General features: G+C 48.5%; 18 protein-coding genes. 5 read left to right on the forward strand and 13 right to left on the reverse strand.

The features are described from left to right. Positions 1 to 12: 12 nt before the first annotated feature. Complete coding sequence (locus POF51_RS22780; protein ID WP_069845554.1) at positions 13 to 1,362, reverse strand: glycosyltransferase family 4 protein; 1,350 nt, start codon at positions 1,360 to 1,362, stop codon at positions 13 to 15. Between the two features lie 211 nt (positions 1,363 to 1,573). On the opposite strand from POF51_RS22780, the gene POF51_RS22785 reads away from it, so the two are divergent. Together POF51_RS22785 and POF51_RS22790 are read left to right on the forward strand one after the other, a co-directional pair. Next, entirely contained in the window at positions 1,574 to 2,707 is a 1,134-nt protein-coding gene (locus tag POF51_RS22785) for a glycosyltransferase (RefSeq protein WP_069845555.1), read from the forward strand. 163 nt (positions 2,708 to 2,870) lie between these two features. After that, on the forward strand, positions 2,871 to 3,698 hold the full coding sequence (locus tag POF51_RS22790) for a M55 family metallopeptidase (protein ID WP_069845556.1): 828 nt from the start codon (positions 2,871 to 2,873) through the stop codon (positions 3,696 to 3,698). A 184-nt stretch (positions 3,699 to 3,882) separates the two neighbouring features. On the opposite strand, the gene POF51_RS22795 is transcribed toward POF51_RS22790, so the two are convergent. From POF51_RS22795 to POF51_RS22820, 6 genes are all read right to left on the reverse strand, one after another. Next, on the reverse strand, positions 3,883 to 4,083 hold the full coding sequence (locus POF51_RS22795; protein WP_007728493.1) for a cold-shock protein: 201 nt from the start codon (positions 4,081 to 4,083) through the stop codon (positions 3,883 to 3,885). 107 nt (positions 4,084 to 4,190) lie between these two features. Beyond that, positions 4,191 to 4,955: a DUF4179 domain-containing protein gene (locus POF51_RS22800; protein WP_271756168.1), complete on the reverse strand. Its 765-nt coding sequence runs from the start codon at positions 4,953 to 4,955 to the stop codon at positions 4,191 to 4,193. Further along, positions 4,934 to 5,521, reverse strand: coding sequence for a sigma-70 family RNA polymerase sigma factor (locus tag POF51_RS22805; protein ID WP_271756169.1), 588 nt, complete (start codon positions 5,519 to 5,521; stop codon positions 4,934 to 4,936). Before POF51_RS22805 ends, POF51_RS22800 begins: the two co-directional genes overlap by 22 nt. Before the next feature lie 146 nt (positions 5,522 to 5,667). After that, positions 5,668 to 6,966, reverse strand: a complete 1,299-nt coding sequence (locus POF51_RS22810; protein ID WP_069845559.1) for a nucleotide sugar dehydrogenase — start codon at positions 6,964 to 6,966, stop codon at positions 5,668 to 5,670. A 284-nt stretch (positions 6,967 to 7,250) separates the two neighbouring features. Next, positions 7,251 to 7,661 (reverse strand): DUF350 domain-containing protein, encoded by a 411-nt coding sequence (locus POF51_RS22815; RefSeq protein WP_271756170.1) that lies wholly within the window; start codon positions 7,659 to 7,661, stop codon positions 7,251 to 7,253. A 17-nt stretch (positions 7,662 to 7,678) separates the two neighbouring features. Beyond that, positions 7,679 to 10,036, reverse strand: a complete 2,358-nt coding sequence (locus POF51_RS22820; protein ID WP_017251060.1) for an endonuclease MutS2 — start codon at positions 10,034 to 10,036, stop codon at positions 7,679 to 7,681. A gap of 243 nt (positions 10,037 to 10,279) precedes the next feature. On the opposite strand from POF51_RS22820, the gene POF51_RS22825 reads away from it, so the two are divergent. Then, complete coding sequence (locus tag POF51_RS22825; protein ID WP_017251059.1) at positions 10,280 to 10,654, forward strand: phage holin family protein; 375 nt, start codon at positions 10,280 to 10,282, stop codon at positions 10,652 to 10,654. A 95-nt stretch (positions 10,655 to 10,749) separates the two neighbouring features. On the opposite strand, the gene zapA is transcribed toward POF51_RS22825, so the two are convergent. The 3 genes from zapA to pheS form a co-directional block, all read right to left on the reverse strand. Further along, positions 10,750 to 11,025: a cell division protein ZapA gene (gene zapA, locus POF51_RS22830; protein ID WP_007728510.1), complete on the reverse strand. Its 276-nt coding sequence runs from the start codon at positions 11,023 to 11,025 to the stop codon at positions 10,750 to 10,752. Between the two features lie 82 nt (positions 11,026 to 11,107). Beyond that, a complete protein-coding gene (pheT, locus tag POF51_RS22835; protein WP_271756171.1) occupies positions 11,108 to 13,531 on the reverse strand; it encodes a phenylalanine--tRNA ligase subunit beta in 2,424 nt (807 codons plus the stop codon). Between the two features lie 15 nt (positions 13,532 to 13,546). Then, positions 13,547 to 14,581 (reverse strand): phenylalanine--tRNA ligase subunit alpha, encoded by a 1,035-nt coding sequence (pheS, locus tag POF51_RS22840; RefSeq protein WP_017251057.1) that lies wholly within the window; start codon positions 14,579 to 14,581, stop codon positions 13,547 to 13,549. A gap of 484 nt (positions 14,582 to 15,065) precedes the next feature. Here pheS and POF51_RS22845 point away from each other — a divergent pair, with 484 nt between their 5' ends. Continuing rightward, complete coding sequence (locus tag POF51_RS22845) at positions 15,066 to 15,785, forward strand: DUF2225 domain-containing protein (protein WP_069845561.1); 720 nt, start codon at positions 15,066 to 15,068, stop codon at positions 15,783 to 15,785. Here POF51_RS22845 and POF51_RS22850 read toward each other — a convergent pair. Both POF51_RS22850 and POF51_RS22855 read right to left on the reverse strand, forming a co-directional pair. Further along, positions 15,782 to 16,609: a TrmH family RNA methyltransferase gene (locus POF51_RS22850; protein ID WP_069845562.1), complete on the reverse strand. Its 828-nt coding sequence runs from the start codon at positions 16,607 to 16,609 to the stop codon at positions 15,782 to 15,784. The two genes, POF51_RS22845 and POF51_RS22850, sit on opposite strands and share 4 nt — an antisense overlap. A 4-nt stretch (positions 16,610 to 16,613) precedes the next feature. After that, positions 16,614 to 17,267, reverse strand: a complete 654-nt coding sequence (locus tag POF51_RS22855) for a potassium channel family protein (RefSeq protein WP_007728524.1) — start codon at positions 17,265 to 17,267, stop codon at positions 16,614 to 16,616. A 171-nt stretch (positions 17,268 to 17,438) separates the two neighbouring features. Here POF51_RS22855 and sspI point away from each other — a divergent pair, with 171 nt between their 5' ends. Further along, the gene (sspI, locus tag POF51_RS22860) at positions 17,439 to 17,675 is read left to right on the forward strand and encodes a small acid-soluble spore protein SspI (RefSeq protein ID WP_069845563.1); all 237 of its coding nucleotides are present in this window, start codon (positions 17,439 to 17,441) and stop codon (positions 17,673 to 17,675) included. A gap of 43 nt (positions 17,676 to 17,718) precedes the next feature. Here sspI and POF51_RS22865 read toward each other — a convergent pair whose 3' ends face one another. Then, entirely contained in the window at positions 17,719 to 18,849 is a 1,131-nt protein-coding gene (locus POF51_RS22865) for a GerAB/ArcD/ProY family transporter (protein ID WP_069845564.1), read from the reverse strand. Between the last annotated feature and the right edge of the window lie 11 nt (positions 18,850 to 18,860).

An 18,860-nucleotide genomic window follows, 5' to 3' on the forward strand; every position in this document is an offset into this window, starting at 1 on the left:
GGCTATGCTGTCCTATTTTTTTACCAGTTCATCCATCACGTTCGCCAGTTGCTTCGCCTGTTCACGACGTTCGTACGGTTTCACACGTTCTGCAAAATCCGCTCCGCGTTTCTCGCTACCCGTTTGTCCTTGCGCTTGCCACTCCTGATACAGCTTCAGGTACGCTTGCTTGATCTCGTCTTTTTGCTCTGGATCGGCTACTTGTCCGAGACAGAAATCTTCAATAATCTCTGTCGCTTCGCCTCTTTTATTCAGAGCAAGAATCGGGTTGCCGATCCCCATATATTCGTAGAGCTTACCCGGAATATACGCTCCAGCGTCAGCAGACACATCCCCGATCAGCAACAGGGCATTCGCACCTTTCATCAGTCCGAGTGCTTCTTTATGCGGCAGGTTCCCCAACACGCGAACGATGTCCCCCAGCCCCAATGCTTCTACACAGTCGCGATTTTCGGAATAACCTGGATAATCGAACACCCCTGCAAAGCTGAGTAAGAGATCATTTCGGTCTACTGCTTTTTCATCGATGAGTTCCCGGATGGCTTGCAGGAGTAGGCGTGGGTTGCGCTTTTGATACAAAATACCTGCGTACACCGCATGAAATTTGTCCGGAGCAGCATGGCTAGGGGCCAACCCTTGAAAATCAGCCTGATCAAACCCATTGTAGATCAGCTCCATCCGCTTGATGCGGTCCTGGTGCTTCTCGCGAAAATTATAGGCGAAGGTCGCGGTAACGGTCGTGATCGCATCCGCTTGGGACATCACGGCCTCCTCCATTCGCTCTTCCATACGCTCTCGCCATTCGATGCCAGAGGTGTGCATATTTTGCGTCCACGGATCACGGAAATCCGCTACCCATTTGCAGCCAAACTCACGGGAAAGCTTTTTCGCAATCAAATGGTTCGTAACCGGTCCCGATGTAGAAAAAATCACGTCGATCTTTTCACGGCGCATAATTTCCCGCCCCAGCTTGAGCGCATTCGGCATCCACAGGATTTGGTCATCTGGAATCAATAAGTATGGCTTTACTTTTTTCAGCACATTGACGATCTGTTTTTTTACCTTCGCTTTGAACGAAGGCTGTGATGGTGTGGACGTTGTATTGGCACTTGCTGATGCGGCTTGTCCCCCTCGATTCGGCAGCAGCTGCCATTCCTTCGCACGGTGAATGGTGACATCACTCGGCAGCTGTGCCAAAAGGGATGGATCGAGCGTCGCATGATAAGCAGGATCTACTGTCAGCACATGGACATTCCAGCCAAACTCCCCTAAATATTTGGCCATTTTCAACGGTCTTGGCACGCCGCCTCCACCAATTGGAGGAAATATGTAGCATATGATCAACACATTGTGCGTATTCATTTACGTAACCGTCCTTCTCCATTTCAATTTTCCATCATCAACGATACCATAAGTGCTGTCTTATTGCGAATCTAGCAGGCATCTGCTATAGTGAGAATGGCTTTGTTTACAAATTATCCTTCATTTTCGGCACACCACCTGTATTGGGTCGTGCCTCCATGTACATACCTCGGTAGAGGTTGTTTTTTAATTACGATTCGGGTGAATTCAGATGAGCAAATTACGAGTCCTCCACGTGATTGGCGGGGGGGAATTTGGCGGTGCTGAACAACATATTCTCAATTTGGTCACTACTTTTCCAGTCGACGAAGTAGATGTCGCAGTCGTATGCTTCTATGATTCTCTCTTCGCGAGTAAATTGCGGGAATCAGGCATCCAAGTCATTACACTGAATCAATTCGGACGTTTTGACTTACGATTGCTGCAGGCTCTGCGGAATGCCTTTTCCACATTCCAACCAGCGATTATCCATACGCATGGGATTAAAGCCAATTTCTTTTCCCGACTGGCAGCTCGCGGTATGAAGGTGCCTTTACTGACCACTGTTCACAGCTCACTCCGTTATGATTATACAAGCTCCTTGGCCTATGCCATTGTCAGCATGATGGAAATGAGCACGAGACATTGGAACCGTCATTATATCGCGATCAGTGGTGCGATTGCCGATATTTTGCGGGGGCAGGGTGTTCGCTCGTCTGACATTAGCGTGATTTATAACGGAATGGACATGAAGCCTTATCGGCAAAACCATTTACGGGAGAATGACCGCAATCGACTGCGTGCGGAATGGAACATACCAGAGGACGCCTTTTTATTCGGGACAGCAGCTCGCTTTGTTCCCGTAAAAGGTCTCCCGATTCTGCTCGATGCTTTTCATACGCTTGTGGCGGACAAGAATGAGGTCCCTTATCTCGTGTTGATCGGAGACGGCTCTGAACGTGCTGCGCTCGAAGCCAAGGTGAAAGAATTGGGCCTAGAATCGCGTGTTCGCTTTGCAGGATTTCGGCAAGATATTCCTGCGTGCTTGCATGCCTTAGATGGCTTTGTCCACTCTTCTCTGTACGAAGGGCTAGGCTATACGATCATCGAGGCAATGGCTTCGGAGGTTCCTGTCGTAGCAAGCAATGTCGGCGGCGTGAAAGAGTTTGTTTTCGATGGCGAGACGGGGCTGATCGTCGAACCGGGAAATCCCGCTTTGTTGGCGCAAGCAATGGAACGGTTATGGACTTCACCACAGTTGCGTGAGACCATGGTGCAACACGCTCTGAATAAAGTAGAATCCACTTTTACCATTCAACTCATGACCGAACAAATTGTTGCTCTTTATCGCACGTTACTGAAATGACGAAAAGCACGGTGAAACGCGAACAGCGGGCATCGTGCTTTTTTCATATGATTTGTTTGAAGAATCTGTTTTTGTGGTTGCCTACTCATGATCAATCTGGTTACATATGAATTGGAACTATTTTGTATAGCAAGCTGTACCAGACAGAAAGGGTGAAAATGAGATGAAACTATTTCTTTCGGTAGACATGGAAGGTATTTCAGGCATTGTGGATACGAGCTATATTAACCCGGATTCGGGGGTTAACTATCAGCGTGGCCGCCAGTTTATGACGGACGATGCCAATGCGGTTATTGAAGCTGCACTTGAGTCTGGCGTAACGGAAATTGTTGTAGCAGACAGTCACAACACGATGAACAACATTCTCTGGGAAAAGCTCCATCCTAAAGCGAGACTGTTGGCAGGTTCTCCACGCGATTCATCCATGATGCAGGGACTCGATGAGAGCTTTGATGCAGCGATGTTTATCGGCTATCATACCCGCCAAGGGATTCCTGGCGTGCTCAGCCATACGATGTCCGGTGTGGTTCACAATATGTATATCAACGGACAAGTCGTGGGTGAGTTCGGCTTTAACGCCGCGATTGCAGGCATGCACAACGTTCCTGTTGTCATGGTGTCTGGTGATAATCTCATCGCCGTCGAAGCCCAGGAACTGATTCCAGGTATTCAGACAGCGATCGTGAAGGAAGCTGTATCCCGCACAGCTGCTATCTGTCTCTCGCGTGAAGAAGCGACCGCTGAACTGAAGCGCAAGACGGCCAATGCCTTGCGCAATCGGAACAACATCCAGCCATTCCGTACAGCTGTACCTGTAGAGCTGGCGATGGAATTCTCCCATGCAGGACAAGCCGAGATGGCCGCAATTGTCCCGGGCACACGCTATGAAACAGCTACAAACATGGTTTATTACAATGCAGCCAATCCGCAGGATATGTACAAAACGATGCGGGCTATGCTGAACCTGGCGTCGGGTGCAGAGTTTTTCTAAACAGGTGAGGAGAGAACGGAAGACTAAAAATCAGTTCTTCCGTTCTCTATTTCTGTTTTTTCGCATCTTTTTTCATTTTTTATTTGTTTTTACAAAGCCAAAGCCACTGAGAAAGAAGTGCAGCTACTCCTAATCCAAATAAAAAAGCAGACCCATCACCTGAGTCTGCTTGTCGTTTCAGCTTTTATAGTCTCCGAACGTTCGTCGCTTGAGGACCGCGTTGACCGTTTTCTACGTCAAACTCAACCTCTTGCCCTTCGTCCAAGGATTTGTACCCTTCGCCCTGAATAGCAGAGAAATGAACGAATACGTCATCTCCACCATCACGCTCGATAAAACCGAAACCTTTTTCACTGTTAAACCACTTTACTCTTCCACGTTCCATTTTTTGCCTCCTAGCATGTAACCCTTACATGACATTTGAAATATTGTCTTACCTCGGTTACTATTGCCATTTACGAGGCTTATTATACGTGATCTAGCTTTTTTCTCCTATTTCGCAGCCTTTGTGGCTTCTTTTGCTTTGCTCTGGTCAACAACAATTTGTCCCTTCCAATTGCCCTTTGTTTTGCCGATCCGGTTCACATCGACATTCAAGGTGAGTGGCTGTGGTAGCTCGAACCCACTCGCGAGGAAGGCCAGAACGCCCTCTGGCTTATCGTGATCCGCTATTCCCACCTCTACTTCCTTACCGGACTCGTCAGTTAAGTAGAAAGGCAAATGATCCTCTTTGCTGGTCCCGATAAAGTTTAGGACACTCGTACCTTCCACGCCTTTATCCTGGTACACGGGATTGCCATTTTGTTCGCCTACCACATCTAATCCTGTCGTATCGAACTCGCAAGGCACCAATTCTCCGTTTTGTTGTTCGATTCGATAGTGCAGCAGAACTTTGGATTCTTCCGCATACACTTCCGTAAAATGAATGGTAATTCCTTGATCGGTTATTTTTTGATCGATCGGAATAGACAGCCCTTCTGCCGCTGCTCGCTTAACCCCTTCATCCACCAAACTGTTCAAGTTTTTTGGTTTGTCTGCAAAATATGAAGTTCCATTTAAAGCCGCATATACGCCAGTCGGCAGTACAATAGCAGCAACCAATCCCATCATAACTAATCTTTTCTTCATCGTTATAGTCTCCTTTTTTTCGTGATAGCGTTGAAAGGACTGCCTGACTCGATGGTCTACTTCACCAGGAATCATGGTCTCGTCAATTTGTTTGGTGAGTGACTGTTTTATGATTTTCTCGATAGACATGTTTGGAGCTCCTCCTCATTCCACTCGACGTCAAACGACTCTCGGATTCGCTTTAATGCCAGATGATTTCTCGATTTTGCTGTCCCCACTGGTATTTGCATCAGTTCGGCAATCTGATCGTATGTGTAATCGTAGTAATACCGATAAATAACCACGATCCGCAGCTTGAAAGGCAGCTTTTGGATTGCTTGCTGCATCTCTGTGGCAGACTCCATCGCAAGCATTGGCTCATCTGGCGTTTCGACATGTTGCTTTTCTTCCAAGTTCTGTTTTCGTTCTAACAGACGGAATCTTCTCCAAATCTGTCTACGCCAGTTCTTCACCTGTCTAACGACAATCCCATTCACCCAGAAAAGAAACGGACGCTTGCGATCATAGCCAGGCAGTGATCTCCATAGCTGATAGTAAACTTCGCTCACAATATCGTGAACATCTTCTTTATTCGTGACCATGGCTGATACGGTCCCGTAAACTTTTGTCCGTGTCATGCTGTAGACCACCTCAAAAGCTTCTTGATCTCCATCAAGCAAACGGTCCAGCCACAGTTCTAACATTTGATCATTCATCGGAGGGCCCCCTGAAATTGTATACACCTTGTATTGGCTCTCTCGTTCAATATGGTTCACTACTTTATGAAAAAAAACCTCTCCAAACGCTTCTACGTGCGTTTAGAGAGGTTTTCTCATATGAATCAATGGTACTTGTTCAAGAATTAAATGCGCACCACAGTCGCCTTGCTGACAAGGTCACGCGGGATGCGGTTCTTCGTATCGAAGAGGATCGGCGCGTCAGCCATCTTTTCAGCCACACTGGCCCAATCCGCCTCAGCAAATTCCTTTTGCACAGCAGTCAGGAACAACGCATCTGCTCCATTCACTGCTTTCTCAAAACTGTCAACCTTGTGATCATACACAGTCGGAACAGCTGGATCGTAGGAACGAACGTCTACTCCTTTTACTATGAGCTGCTTGATCAGGTCGTGGACAGGGCTTACGCGGTCGTCATTGGAAAAGTCTTTCATCGCCATCCCCAATACAGCTACGCGACTTCCTGCCAATGTCTTGCCGTTATTCTTCAGGGCTTGCTCGAGCATGCTAATCAACACTTCAGGTACTGCATCATTCGTGTTGCGGGCCAGTTGCAGAATCGGGAGGTTTACTTCCAATTCACGTGCCTTAGGCTGCAAGTAGTACAGCGCATTCGGCAAGCAGAAGCCGCCTACACCCGGTCCTGGCGATAACATGTTTACACGCGTGTGTGTATTGGCAACCTTGATCAGCTCGAATGTATCGATGCCGAATGCCTCAGAGAAACGAGCAAATTCCTGTACCATCGCAATGTTCACATCACGCTGGATGTTCTCGATGACTTTTGCTGTCTCGACTACGCGGATATCCGAGATCGTGATGTCCGTCTCGCTGATGAAGGACAGCAACTCTTTTCCTTTTTCAGCGCTTTGTTCATTGATGCCACCCAGAACGAGCGGCATATGGATGAACTCTTCAAAAGCACGACCCTCTGCAATTCGCTCCGAGCAGTATGTCAGGAAGAAATCAACACCAGCAACAAGACCACTTGTTTCCTCCAAAATCGGCAGAATCACGTCTTCTGTCGTTCCTGGTACGACGGTGCTGCGGATCATGATGGTATCGCCTTTTTTCAGTACGCGACCGAGCGATTGTGCACAGCTTTTCAGCGGTCCAAGATCAGGATCACCGTTATGAACCGGCAATCCGACTGTTACAATATAGTTATGGACTTCCGCAGCAGCTTCCTCGTAGGAGGTCGTTGCACGGAAACGTTTTGCTTCAATCTGCTCTTTGAGGATCTCTGGCAACGTTTTTCCCTGATAGGACTCCAGGTGATGGGAATGTGCCGCATTGATCTCATCGACGACATGCGGTAAGGCGTCAATACCGATGACGTTTGCTCCTTTCATGGCATAGGTAAGCGCCAACGGCAAGCCTACAAACCCCAATCCCACAACAGCTACGCGTACAGGTTGAGTCATTGCGTATCTCCTCTTTCACATTCTCCAAGTAAGGTCCGTATGACTGTAGAAGAAGTCAGGCGGCCAACTTGCGCATATTTTTAGGACAGGTAGTAAACACCTGCAGCGATAAAAAGCACACACAATCCGATGAGGACCTTGTACAACGTTTCCAAGGCTGTTCCTCCCCCATACAATCTTGGCTTGTCCTCTTTTTCGTAAAAAGGACTTTGATTGGGCAGAATAGTTTGGTACTCTTTCGCCAAATCAAATTATACTCTCGTTTGAAATATCGTTCAACCCGTCTAACGAGGCAAGGATGCCCCTATGATATACGAAAATCCGATGGACAGGACCATCGCCATAAAACCAATAGCCCTGTTATCTTTTGCAATTTCCTGATCGACATTAAAGGTAGGGGTCATGAATTCAAAAATGAAGTACGCAGACAACAACAGGAAAAATCCGAATGTCGCCCAAATCAACGCTTCTCCCAAAGAAAAATGCGCCTGAATGGAATAACGGAAAATGTTCGCGATCCCAAAAATTTTCCCGCCTGTTGCCATTGCTACTGCCATGTTCCCGCGCTTCAATTCTTCCCAAACACGATAACGCGTTACCAGTTCAAAAATGGCTAAGAATAACACCATCGCCAGTCCAGACACAGTAAAATAAGCTGCAGTTGCAAAATATGGATTGTGTAGAAGGCTTTCCATATGTCCCTCCCGACCTCTTATTTCAATTCGGCAATGGTAGCACCTACGCCGCCTTCTCCTTGACCACCTAAGCGGAAGGATTTTACATTACGATGACTTCTCAAATACTCGTGCACGCCTTTGCGCAGTACCCCTGTCCCGTGTCCGTGAATAATGGAGACCGAGTGCAAGCCTGCCAACAGCGCATCATCTAAGAACTGATCGATTTCCCGAATGCTGTCCTCAACGTTGTAGCCACGCAGGTCAAGATCCATCTTGATATTGTCACTGCGACGCTTCACAGAGGTGTACGGAGCCGCTTGCGGTTTTTGCTGGATGGAGTTTTGTACATGCATATCATCGCGCTTCACCTTCATTTTCATGATCCCGATCTGCACGAGGAATTCTTCATTGTTTACTTTTTCCAGCACGGTTCCTTTTTGTCCGAAGCTCGTCACCATTACCTCGTCGCCCACCTTGATCTGTGTGGCACGAACGGCTTTCGCAGGCTTCTTCACCTTTTCCTTCTCCAGCTCAAGGACGGCATTGCCCAAGCGCTTCTTCGCATCGATGAGACGATGCTCCTTGATTTCCATGCCTTCTGCCATCATCTCGCGCAGCTCGCGAATGATTGTTTCCGCTTCTTCTTTTGCGAGTTGGACCGCAATTCGCGCTTCGTCTTCTGCTCGCTCCATTCGTTTGTTTTTCTCTTCAGCAAATTGGGCGCGCTCTTCTTCCAGCTGTCTACGCAGCTCTTCCGATTCCTCGCGTGCCGCTTTTGCCGCCAACCTGTCTGCTTCCGCCGACTTGCGATTACGCTCCAACGAAGCGATCATGCTCTCGACCTGATTGTCTTCCTCACTGATCGAGCCGCGCGCTACATCAATGATGTGTTCCGGCAATCCCAGACGTCTTGCGATGGCAAACGCGTTAGATCGACCAGGCACCCCGATGAGCAAGCGATAAGTAGGACGTAGCGTCTGTACGTCAAATTCTACGCTGGCGTTGATGACCTCGGGTCTATCGTAGGCATACGCCTTCAATTCACTGTAGTGTGTCGTTGCGACCAATCTCGCACCGGAATCAATCACATGGTCGATAATGGACATGGCCAGAGCAGCACCCTCTGTCGGGTCTGTTCCTGCCCCTAGCTCGTCAAACAGTACCAAGCTCTTGTCATCCATTTTCGCCAAGATTTGAATAATATTGGTCATATGGCTTGAGAATGTAGACAGGCTCTGCTCGATGGATTGCTCATCCCCGATATCGGCAAAAACGGAGGAGAATACGGTCATCTCGCTCTCTTCCTCTGCCGGAATATGCAAGCCTGCCATGGTCATCAAGGACAGCAGTCCGATTGTTTTGAGGGAAACGGTTTTTCCGCCTGTATTCGGGCCTGTCACAACAATCGCCTGATACTCTCCACCTAGCTCCACATCTACAGGAACGACAACTTCTCGTGGAATGAGTGGATGACGCGCTTTTCGCATGTTTACGTATCCGCGATCATTGATGCGTGGACAGATTGCCTTCATGCTCCAGGCAAGCTGAGCCTTGGCAAACATGAAATCGAGCTCTGTCAGCGCTTCTGTGTTCTCGATCAAAGCTTCTACCGCAAAGGACACCTGCTCCGTCAACACATACAGAATGCGCTCCACTTCACGTTCCTCGCGCAGGCGAAGCTCGCGAAGCTTGTTGTTCATCTCGACGATCACTTCCGGCTCGATAAAGAGCGTCGCCCCAGATGCCGACTGATCGTGAACAATTCCGCCAAATACAGAACGATACTCCTGCTTCACCGGAATGACGAAACGATCGCCACGAATCGTAACGATGTTTTCCATCAGCATTTTTTGGTAAGTAGACGAGCGTGTCATTTGATCGAGCTTTTCGCGAATGCGCGACTCGAGTTGTCTGATCTCTTGACGTACCTGACGCAATTCAAGACTCGCGCTATCCAAAATATCGCCATTTTCATCAACACAGCGGCGAATTTCGGTTTCCAACTCGCGCAGGCCCTCAATCCGCTCTGCCTGCTGTTGCAATAATGGCAGCTCGTGATCCTCACACATATCGAGTAAAAACGTTTTGAGCCTGCGTCCGGCCATAACGGTGCTGGCGATATCCAGCAATTCCATCGGGGCGAGCATGGCGTTCAATCTGGCACGCTGTACGGGACCGCGGATATCGCGAATGCCACCGAGAGGCACGCTGCCTTTTAGGCGTAACACGGTTGCTGCTTGTTCTGTCCCTTGCTGAGCGGTTATGACTTCATCCAAGCGTAAAAAAGGAATCAGCTCTGATGCTTTTTCTTTTCCATATGTGCAAGATGCCTTGTCAATCAACAGGGCGACTATTTTATCGTATTCTAACGTCCTTAAAACCCGTTGTTCCACTGTGCTCCTCCTTCTTTATCCAGCGGCGACCGTTGTACCGTGCGGGCGGGAGCGACGGTCTATACCGGCAATCATTACGATCTCCCCATTATAACATGGCAGCGGAGCTTAGAAAACTTGGGCTACGGATAGCTTCGGACAGGCACCAGCGGCGAAGGATAATTTTACACGTTTTCGTTTGGCATAGTTCTACACTTTGCGTGAGAGAATGAAAGGTGAAACAACCCTAAAGGAGGAGTACACTTGACGATCATGCGCCATATCGTCCGCTTTATCGTCGCTGCCGTAGTCCTGATGTTTGTCGGCTTTCTGGTCCCCGGCTTTTCGGTTAGCAGTTTTTGGACAGCTCTGTTCGCGGCCGTTGTCATCGCACTGATTGGCTGGGCCGTAGAAGCCATTTTCGGAGATCGAATTTCGCCGTACAATCGTGGTATTATCGGCTTCTTGGTCAGTGCCGTCGTGATTTATCTCACTCAGTTCATCGTCTCTGGCTTCCGCGTCACGATTCTTGGGGCGCTTCTCGCTTCCTTGGTGATCGGGATCATCGACTTGTTTATCCCGATCAAAACCCATATGGATATGCGCAATGGAGATGCCGGGAACAAGCAGGAGACATAGGAAAAATGCGACAAAGAGCCATCCCATCAAAGACGGGGTGGCTCTTCTCCTTTTACCCACAACGTGAAAAGAGAGGCATTCCGCCCCTCTTTTCCTTAATCTATCGGTTTAGCCTTTGCCTCTTCCTGAATGATTTTCAGCAGTTCTTCGTACTCCTGACGTAAGCGGAAGTATTCATCCGCGATATTGACTGCAGAAAGTACGGCAATTTTGGCAGTATCCAGTCGATGGTTGCCGTTTGCGATTTCGTTCATCTTGTCATCAACGAAACCGGCCACCATGCGTATGTGATTGACACTTGCCTTGCCACTGAGCCGGTATTGTTGGCCAAAGATGTCCACCGTCAAACGATTTTTCCCATCACCTTGCACGAGAGGTACCTCCCTACTGCGACCTTTGCTCTACTTTATCCTTTTTTAGGTTACTGAAAATGTCAGATTTCGTCAAGCAATCTTACATGCGCAGTTCAGCGCCTGTGTTGTTTTTCAAGGCTTCGACGACAGCAGTGGTCACTTGTTGAATCTCTTCGTCCTGCAAGGTACGTTCTGCGTGACGGAATACAAGGGCAAATGCCATGCTCTTCTTATCTTGGGCAATACGCTCACCCATGTATACATCGAACAGGGTTACGGACTCGAGCAGCTCGCCTGCCGCTTTACGAATCGTTGCTTCCAATGCACCAGCAGCTACACTGCGATCCACAACGAGAGCCAAGTCACGCGTTACCGCTGGGGACTTCGGCAACTGATTGTAATGTCCTACCTCTGCAGCTACATCAATCAAAGTAGCTACATCCAGCTGGAATACGTACGTTTCGGACAGATCATACGCTTTTTCTGTACCCGGATGAACTTGCCCCAAATAGCCCAGTCGTTTTTCTCCTACCCATACTTCAGCAGTACGTCCTGGGTGCATACCCGCGATGTCCTGTACAGCTTTGTATTCAGCAGCTTGGATACCCAAACGAGCGAAGAGTGATTCCACAATCCCTTTGGTTTGGAAGAAATCAACAGGCTGCTTAGCGCCCATCCAGTTTTGTGTGAGCAGTTGTCCAGTCAATGCACCCGCTACATACAGACGCTCTTCTGGAAGCTGCGTGAGTGTTTCTTCTTTCATCAAGAACACACGGCCCAATTCAAAAATCGCGACATCGTGGTTTTGGCGGTTTTTATTGTAAGCGACTGTTTCCAAGAGGCTAGGAATCAAGCTCGTGCGCAGAACGCTATGGTCTTCACTCATTGGCATCATGAGCGCAACAGGGTTTACTTTCTCCTGATGCAGACCCGCTACTGCCTCGACACGATCTGGATGAACCAATGCATAGGAAATCGCTTCATTCATGCCAGTACCGATCAGGTGATGACGGATGGTACGGCGCAATTGTTGTTCTTTTGTCAATTGTCCCTGTGTGGTCGAACCGGAAGGCAAGCTGGTCGGAATGTTGTCGTAGCCGTACAGACGTGCAACCTCTTCCACCAAATCCTCTGGCAGCGTAATGTCGCCACGTCTTGTTGGAACCGTGACTGTCCATTTTTCGCCGGCTACTTCATATGGGAATTGCAGACGCTCGAAAATCGGCGATACCTCAGAAGCCGCCATGTCGGTTCCGAGATGCTGATTGATTTTTGCAAGCGTAACAGAAACAACAGCAGGCGTAGCTTCGCTTACAACAGCAGAGCTGATTCCTTTGGATACCGTTGCCCCTGACAATTGCTGAATCAGAGCAGCAGCGCGCTCTCCCGCTTCCTGCACACGTGCTTGGTCAACGCCTTTTTCCCAACGTACGCAGCCTTCTGTACGCATGCCGAGCATTCGAGCTGTACGGCGTACTGTTTTTGGCGTGAACCAAGCTGCTTCGAGAATGATTTCGCTCGTCTCGCCTGTGATTTCTGAGTTAGCTCCGCCCATTACACCTGCGATCGCCAAGCCTTTGGTCTGGTCGGCAATCAGCAAGGTTTGCTCATCCAGCGTGCGCTCTTGATCGTCCAATGTCACGAGCTTTTCGCCTTCGTTTGCCAGTCGAACGACAATAGAGCGATCAGCTACCTGTGTCGCATCAAAAGCATGTAGCGGCTGACCGTACTCGAGCAGGACGTAGTTGGTCACGTCTACCACGTTGTTGATCGGACGAATTCCCGCTGCCATCAGGCGATTTTTCATCCATTGCGGAGATGTCGCGATTTTGGCGTTGGTGAAGTGACGACCGTGGTATTGATAACTTTCATTCGTCGCTTCGATCTTGACTTGGATCGGGTTGTCGCTACCGTTTTCGATCAGCTCGATTTGTGGGAATACCACTTCTTTGCCCAAAATAGCGGCTACCTCGTAAGCAACCCCCAGCATGCTCAAGCAATCCGAACGGTTCGGCGTCAGTCCCAATTCCAGTACATAGTCATCCAAGCCGAGGTACGAAATAGCATCCATTCCGATTTCCGCATCCGCTGGCAAGACCATAATGCCTTCTTGCTGATCTTTTGCCAGAAGCTTGTCGTTTAAGCCCAATTCTTTTGCCGAGCAAATCATCCCTTGGGATTCTACACCGCGCAGCTTGGAACGTTTGATATTCAAACCATCTGGGAGCTTCGCACCGATCAGGGCAACAAGAACTTTTTGTCCCTTGTCTACGTTTGCTGCTCCACAAACGATTTGCAGGTCTTCCCCTTGTCCTGCATCAACGACGCATACGTTGAGACGGTCTGCATCCGGGTGTTTGCTGCGTTCTTTTACATAACCGATCACAACACCGGATACACCTGCGTTGCGCGATTCAACTGCGTCTACTTCAATCCCGCTGCGAGTCAGCTTTTCAGCCAGCTCCTGGGGCGTCGTTCCACTCAGATCGACATATTCAGATAACCATTGGTACGATACCTTCATCTTTGCCTCTCCTCTCTAACCTCGATTGAATTGACGCAGGAAGCGAACGTCGTTGGTATAAAAATGGCGGATGTCCTCCACCGCGTATTTGAGCATCGCAATTCGTTCTACACCCATACCGAATGCAAAGCCGCTGACTTCCTCAGGGTTGTAGCCGGCCATTTCCAGTACACGCGGGTGAACCATACCAGCACCCAAAATCTCGATCCAACCTGTTTGCTTACATACACGGCAGCCATGACCGCCGCAGTTGAAGCATTGCAGGTCTACTTCTACGGAAGGCTCCGTGAACGGGAAGAAGCTCGGGCGCAGACGAATTTGTTGGTTTTCCCCGAACATTTGACGGGCAAACGTCAAGAGGGTACCTTTCAAGTCACTCATCCCGATTTTTTTATCAATCACGAGACCCTCGATCTGCGTGAATTGGTGGGAGTGTGTCGCATCGTCATCATCGCGGCGGTACACTTTACCCGGGCAGATCATTTTGAGTGGGGTCTTGCCTTCTTTTTTCAGCATCGTACGTGCTTGCACAGGAGATGTCTGCGTACGGAGCAACAACTCTTCTGTGACGTAGAACGTATCTTGCATATCGCGTGCCGGGTGATCTTTCGGCAGGTTCAGCATCTCGAAGTTGAAGTGGTCCATTTCAACCTCAGGACCTTCTGCCACCTCAAAGCCCAGGCCGATGAAAATGTCTTCGATCTCTTCAATAATCCGAGAGAGCGGGTGCATGGTGCCTGCTGGTACTGGACGTCCCGGCAGTGTCACATCGATCGTTTGAGAAGAAAGCTTGGCATTCAGAGCCGCTTCTTCAAAAGCTTTTTGTTTACCGGAGAACGCTGCTTCCAGCGCTTCCCTTACCTCATTCACCAGCTGACCGACAACTGGACGCTCTTCTGGGGACAGGCCACCCATTCCGCGCAGCAGTTCTGTCAACTCGCCCTTTTTCCCCAGGTATTTGACGCGCAAATCCTGAAGTTGTGCGGCTTCTGTCACTTGGCTGATTTGGCCCAGTGCGGACTCTTTCATTTCTTGCAACCGAGTTTGCACTTCGAATCGCTCCTTTTTCGTTTGATAAAATAACCTCTATCGAGGCTAACGTAAAAAAAAAAGAAAAACCCGCCCCAGAAAAGGGACGAGTTACTTTTTTCTCGCGGTACCACCCTTGTTAGACAATTCGCTTCCACCCTGTGACAAATCCATGACAATATCACTAGTGGAAAGAGACATTTGTCTCACTTCAGATCATTGGTAACGGGTATGACCCGGCTGCTCCTACTGCGCGGAAAGCGGTTCAGAGTGCGGCTTTGGAGTGAATTCGGCAGCTATCATGTTAAAGATGCTCGCAGTCTGTGACATCTTCTCCCTGAAAAAACAGATAGGTCCTGCGTACTAGTCTCCGTCATCGCTTTACGTTATAATTGTGATGTAAGGAAAATTATAGCGCAACAAGAGAGAACTTTCAATTCTACAAATGTTACATATCAAGAGAGTGTTTTCATGTGTATGTTATCATTCGAAAGGGGATTTTGACATGATTGATAATGTTTCCGCCCTTTACGATAAGACAATCAACTGCCACCATTGCCAAACGACCTTTTTGACCAAAAGGATCAGAAGCGGTACGTTGACGATGGTCAATCGCGACAGCGATTTTTATACCACTTTTAAAGAGCAATCTTTAAATCCCATTATATATACCGTCAATGTCTGCCCTGAATGCGGCTTCGCCTTTACGGATCAATTCCGGGACAAGCTCGCCCCCTGGCAAAAGCAGATTGTGGATGAACAAATCTCCTCGAAATGGAAGCCAAAAGATTTTGGCAAGGTTCGTCATATACCAGAATCCATTGTCAGCTACAAGCTGGCCATTTACGCAGCTGAACTAACGGATCAGCCCCATTCCGTAAAAGCTGGTCTGTATTTGCGTCTCGCATGGCTTTATCGATTCCAGACAAATGTCTCGGAAGAAATGCGCTTTATCGATATGGCCGTGGAAGAATATGAACAATCGTATATTCATTCCGACTATACACGTGGCGACAAAGAAATGACCGAAGTTCGCTTGCTGTACTTGATTGGTGAGCTCTACCGCAGACTCGAAAAGTTTGACTTAGCCATCAAGTATTTCGGCAAGGCACTGGCTTTTCGCAACCACACCATTGAGAGCGGCATTATCCGGATGGCGCAAGATCAATGGCAACTCGCGCGCGAAGAGTATAAAGAGAAAAAAAGTGAGCAAAAGATCGGCTAAGCATGCCGATCTTTTCTTTTGCGTTGTGCCTCGTATACAAAAATTCCTGCCGCGACAGCTGCATTCAATGACTCTGCGCCGCCATAAAGCGGGATGTGAACGAATTGGTCTGCCCTGGCAAACATCTCTTTAGAGACGCCTCTTCCTTCATTTCCGATGACCATTGCCGTCAAACCAGCATAATCAGCCTCGTCATAGGAAACACTGTTTTGCTCCAAGGAAGAGATCAGAACTCGCCCTCCCTTTGCCTTCCATTCATCTGCTGTCTCGACTAACGACTGTGTAAAGACTGGGATGCGGAACAGTGCCCCCATTGTGGCACGTACCACTTTTCCATTGTAAATATCGACACTGCCACTCCCAAGTACGACACCATCGACTGCTGCCGCCTCTGCTGTACGCAAAATCGTGCCGAGGTTGCCCGGGTCTTGTATTTCGTCCAAAAAGAGGAGTAGCAAACTGTCTTGTTCCTCTCTCTTCTGATCTACCCATTTTGCCCAATCTGCTGCTGTTTTTTTCACTTCGGCCACAATTCCTTGTGGTGACTTGGTTTCGGACAGCTTCGCCAGCACTGTCTCTGATGCCGCAATGACTTGAACAGCTTCCGGATGATTAGCCAGAGCACGTTGGCAGGCAGGGTCCATGTCACGCTGCTGATCATAAATAACCGTAACTACCTCCGCCCCGCTTTTTAACGCCTCCTCTACCAGATGCGCCCCTTCCACGAGAAAACGCTGCTGCTCTTCCCGTCCTTTCCGTGACAGCAACTGGTGCAATCGCTTTACCAGAGGGTTTTGTACCGAAGTAATGATTTCATTTGTCATAAACCTATGCCCGCTCCTCAAATTCGCGTAAGTCTTTGTTGTTCCCGATCACCACAAGCACGTCGCCGTATTGGATGACTTCATCCGGGCTAGGAGCGATGTTGAATTTATCTCCGCTTTTGATGGCAATAACGTTGACCTCGTATTTTTTCCGAATATCCAGTTGCCGCAAGTTTTGACCGACCAGCTTGGACGACACGACTACCTCCGCCACGCTGTAATCCTCTGCCAGCTCAATAAAGTCAAGAACGTTAGAGGAGATCAGATTGTGGGCAACCCGCACCCCCATGTCGCGCTCAGGGAATACGACACGGTCAGCTCCTACCTTGTACAATACTTGTCCATGACGCTCATTCTGTGCTTTTGCCACGATCTTTTTGACACCCAAGTCTTTCAGTGTCAATACTGTCAGGATGCTCGCCTGAATATCGACCCCAATGGCCACGACGACTACGTCAAAATTGCGGATGCCGATTTCCTTCAAGGCCCGTTCATCCGTAGAATCAGCCGCTACCGCGTGCGTTACGTACTGAATATTTTCGTTAATACGCTCCTCGTTCTCATCTATTCCCATGACTTCATAATCCATCTCGTACAGCGTTCTCGCCACGCTAGAACCAAAACGTCCCATCCCGATAATGGCAAATTGCTTGGACATGTTAATCTTCTCCTTTACGGAACTTACCAATATCAAGCATTATAGCACATCCAAAACATCCGCCACAAAACGGTCATGAACGTTTTGTTCGAAAAGCATGGTATGCACAAATCAGCGTTTACAAATACTATTTCTTGAATTCATTCTCACAAGAGAGGTGTAAGCACGGTCATGAATATTGCCTCACTCAACTTACGTCAAGCGATCATGTACAAAATGCAAGGCTCAGATCCAAGCGCAGTCGAAGAAACCATCAGTGATGCTATCTCGAGCGGTCAGGAGAAGACGCTCCCGGGTTTAGGCGTTTTGTTTGAAGTGCTGTGGCAAAACAGCGATGCTTCCTCACGTCAATCCATGATTACGACGATCGCGGAACACTTGCCTGAGCAAGCCGAAAAACCAATCTAACCACATCTTCTTTGAAAAAAGCATGCTACAAAGGGAGGGGCTCTTATGTCCCTCCCTTTTCATTGTTCACTTCCCGACCTTTGTTGAACTGATTGCGCATGAATTGGGTGATTGCCAGCAAAACGGGAATGATGATGGTGATCAAAAATCCCACGGCAGTCAAATGCTGTGTATAGGAAAACAACTCCACTATATTTTGCGGTACTAATGTGAGGAAAAAAAGTGGCACCATAATTACAATCGCAGTGATTCGCTGAAAACGAATTCCTTTGCGAAACCAGCGCCGCAATGAAAAAATCGTCGCGTAAAGCATATTCCCGATCGTTGTAAATACAGAAGCAACCCAAATGGCAAGAAAGGCGGACTCAAAACGCTCCAAAAACCAACCAGTTCTCTGCGTTACCTTGACCAGTTCAAGTGTAGGCCAAACCAGCCTCTGCAATTCTTCATAGCCAAATACAGTAATGCCTGCGACAACTGTGAGCAAATAAACGACAAGAGCAAAGCTCATACCTGTCATGCTGGCCACCCCTAGCCTTGCCCCGGGAATAGCGAAGGCAAAGTAAACCATTAACAGCTCATACCCGGTGTAGAGCGTATACGTATTCAGACCTGTTTTCATGACCTGTTTCCATGACTCTACTTGGAATGGCAATAAATTGTACCAATCTGCGTTCATGAAGGAGACGAGCGGAATCAAAAGAGACGGAAACAGGAGGAAAGGAATCAACAGCTCATTAACCCTTGCCACAACTTCAATCTCATGACAACACAGAAACATGACCAACAATAGCAACGTGATGATAATTACTTCCAGTGGCGTTTGCGGTAATACGGAGGTCACGACGACTTCCCCGAACAATCTTGCTGTGATTCCCGCATTGAGGAATTGATAGAGAATGAAAAGAAACACACACAGGGTACCGATGGCAACCCCAAATATTCTCGGCATAAATTCAACAAAGGTAAGGCCAGGAAACTGGTTACCTAAATAAACGATTGCCGCCACAGCCACGGATGCTACGAAAGCACCTGCAATGGGTCCCAACCATCCCATTTGATGAAGGAGTTCGGTTGCCGTTCTCGGGATGATGAGAATACCCACCCCGATCATCGAACTGATCATAATGCTTGTCAGTTGCCAGGTACCAAAATTACGTTGCTGATTCTCCACAGTGATCGCTC

This window comes from Brevibacillus sp. AG (genome assembly GCF_028369215.1).
GTDB classification, from domain to species: Bacteria; Bacillota; Bacilli; order Brevibacillales; family Brevibacillaceae; genus Brevibacillus; species Brevibacillus porteri.

Excerpts from the sequence above, each read along its gene's own strand:
- pheT (WP_271756171.1), bottom strand. The coding sequence starts at position 13,531 with ATGAAGGTATCGTACCAATGGTTATCTGAATATGTCGATCTGAGTGGA.
- POF51_RS22805 (WP_271756169.1), bottom strand. The coding sequence starts at position 5,521 with ATGAATGATCAAATGTTAGAACTGTGGCTGGACCGTTTGCTTGATGGA.
- POF51_RS22780 (WP_069845554.1), bottom strand. The coding sequence starts at position 1,362 with ATGAATACGCACAATGTGTTGATCATATGCTACATATTTCCTCCAATT.
- POF51_RS22855 (WP_007728524.1), bottom strand. The coding sequence starts at position 17,267 with ATGTCCAAGCAATTTGCCATTATCGGGATGGGACGTTTTGGTTCTAGC.
- POF51_RS22810 (WP_069845559.1), bottom strand. The coding sequence starts at position 6,966 with ATGACTCAACCTGTACGCGTAGCTGTTGTGGGATTGGGGTTTGTAGGC.
- POF51_RS22845 (WP_069845561.1), top strand. The coding sequence starts at position 15,066 with ATGATTGATAATGTTTCCGCCCTTTACGATAAGACAATCAACTGCCAC.
- POF51_RS22785 (WP_069845555.1), top strand. The coding sequence starts at position 1,574 with ATGAGCAAATTACGAGTCCTCCACGTGATTGGCGGGGGGGAATTTGGC.
- POF51_RS22795 (WP_007728493.1), bottom strand. The coding sequence starts at position 4,083 with ATGGAACGTGGAAGAGTAAAGTGGTTTAACAGTGAAAAAGGTTTCGGT.
- sspI (WP_069845563.1), top strand. The coding sequence starts at position 17,439 with ATGAATATTGCCTCACTCAACTTACGTCAAGCGATCATGTACAAAATG.
- POF51_RS22850 (WP_069845562.1), bottom strand. The coding sequence starts at position 16,609 with ATGACAAATGAAATCATTACTTCGGTACAAAACCCTCTGGTAAAGCGA.
- POF51_RS22815 (WP_271756170.1), bottom strand. The coding sequence starts at position 7,661 with ATGGAAAGCCTTCTACACAATCCATATTTTGCAACTGCAGCTTATTTT.
- POF51_RS22790 (WP_069845556.1), top strand. The coding sequence starts at position 2,871 with ATGAAACTATTTCTTTCGGTAGACATGGAAGGTATTTCAGGCATTGTG.
- POF51_RS22800 (WP_271756168.1), bottom strand. The coding sequence starts at position 4,955 with ATGTCTATCGAGAAAATCATAAAACAGTCACTCACCAAACAAATTGAC.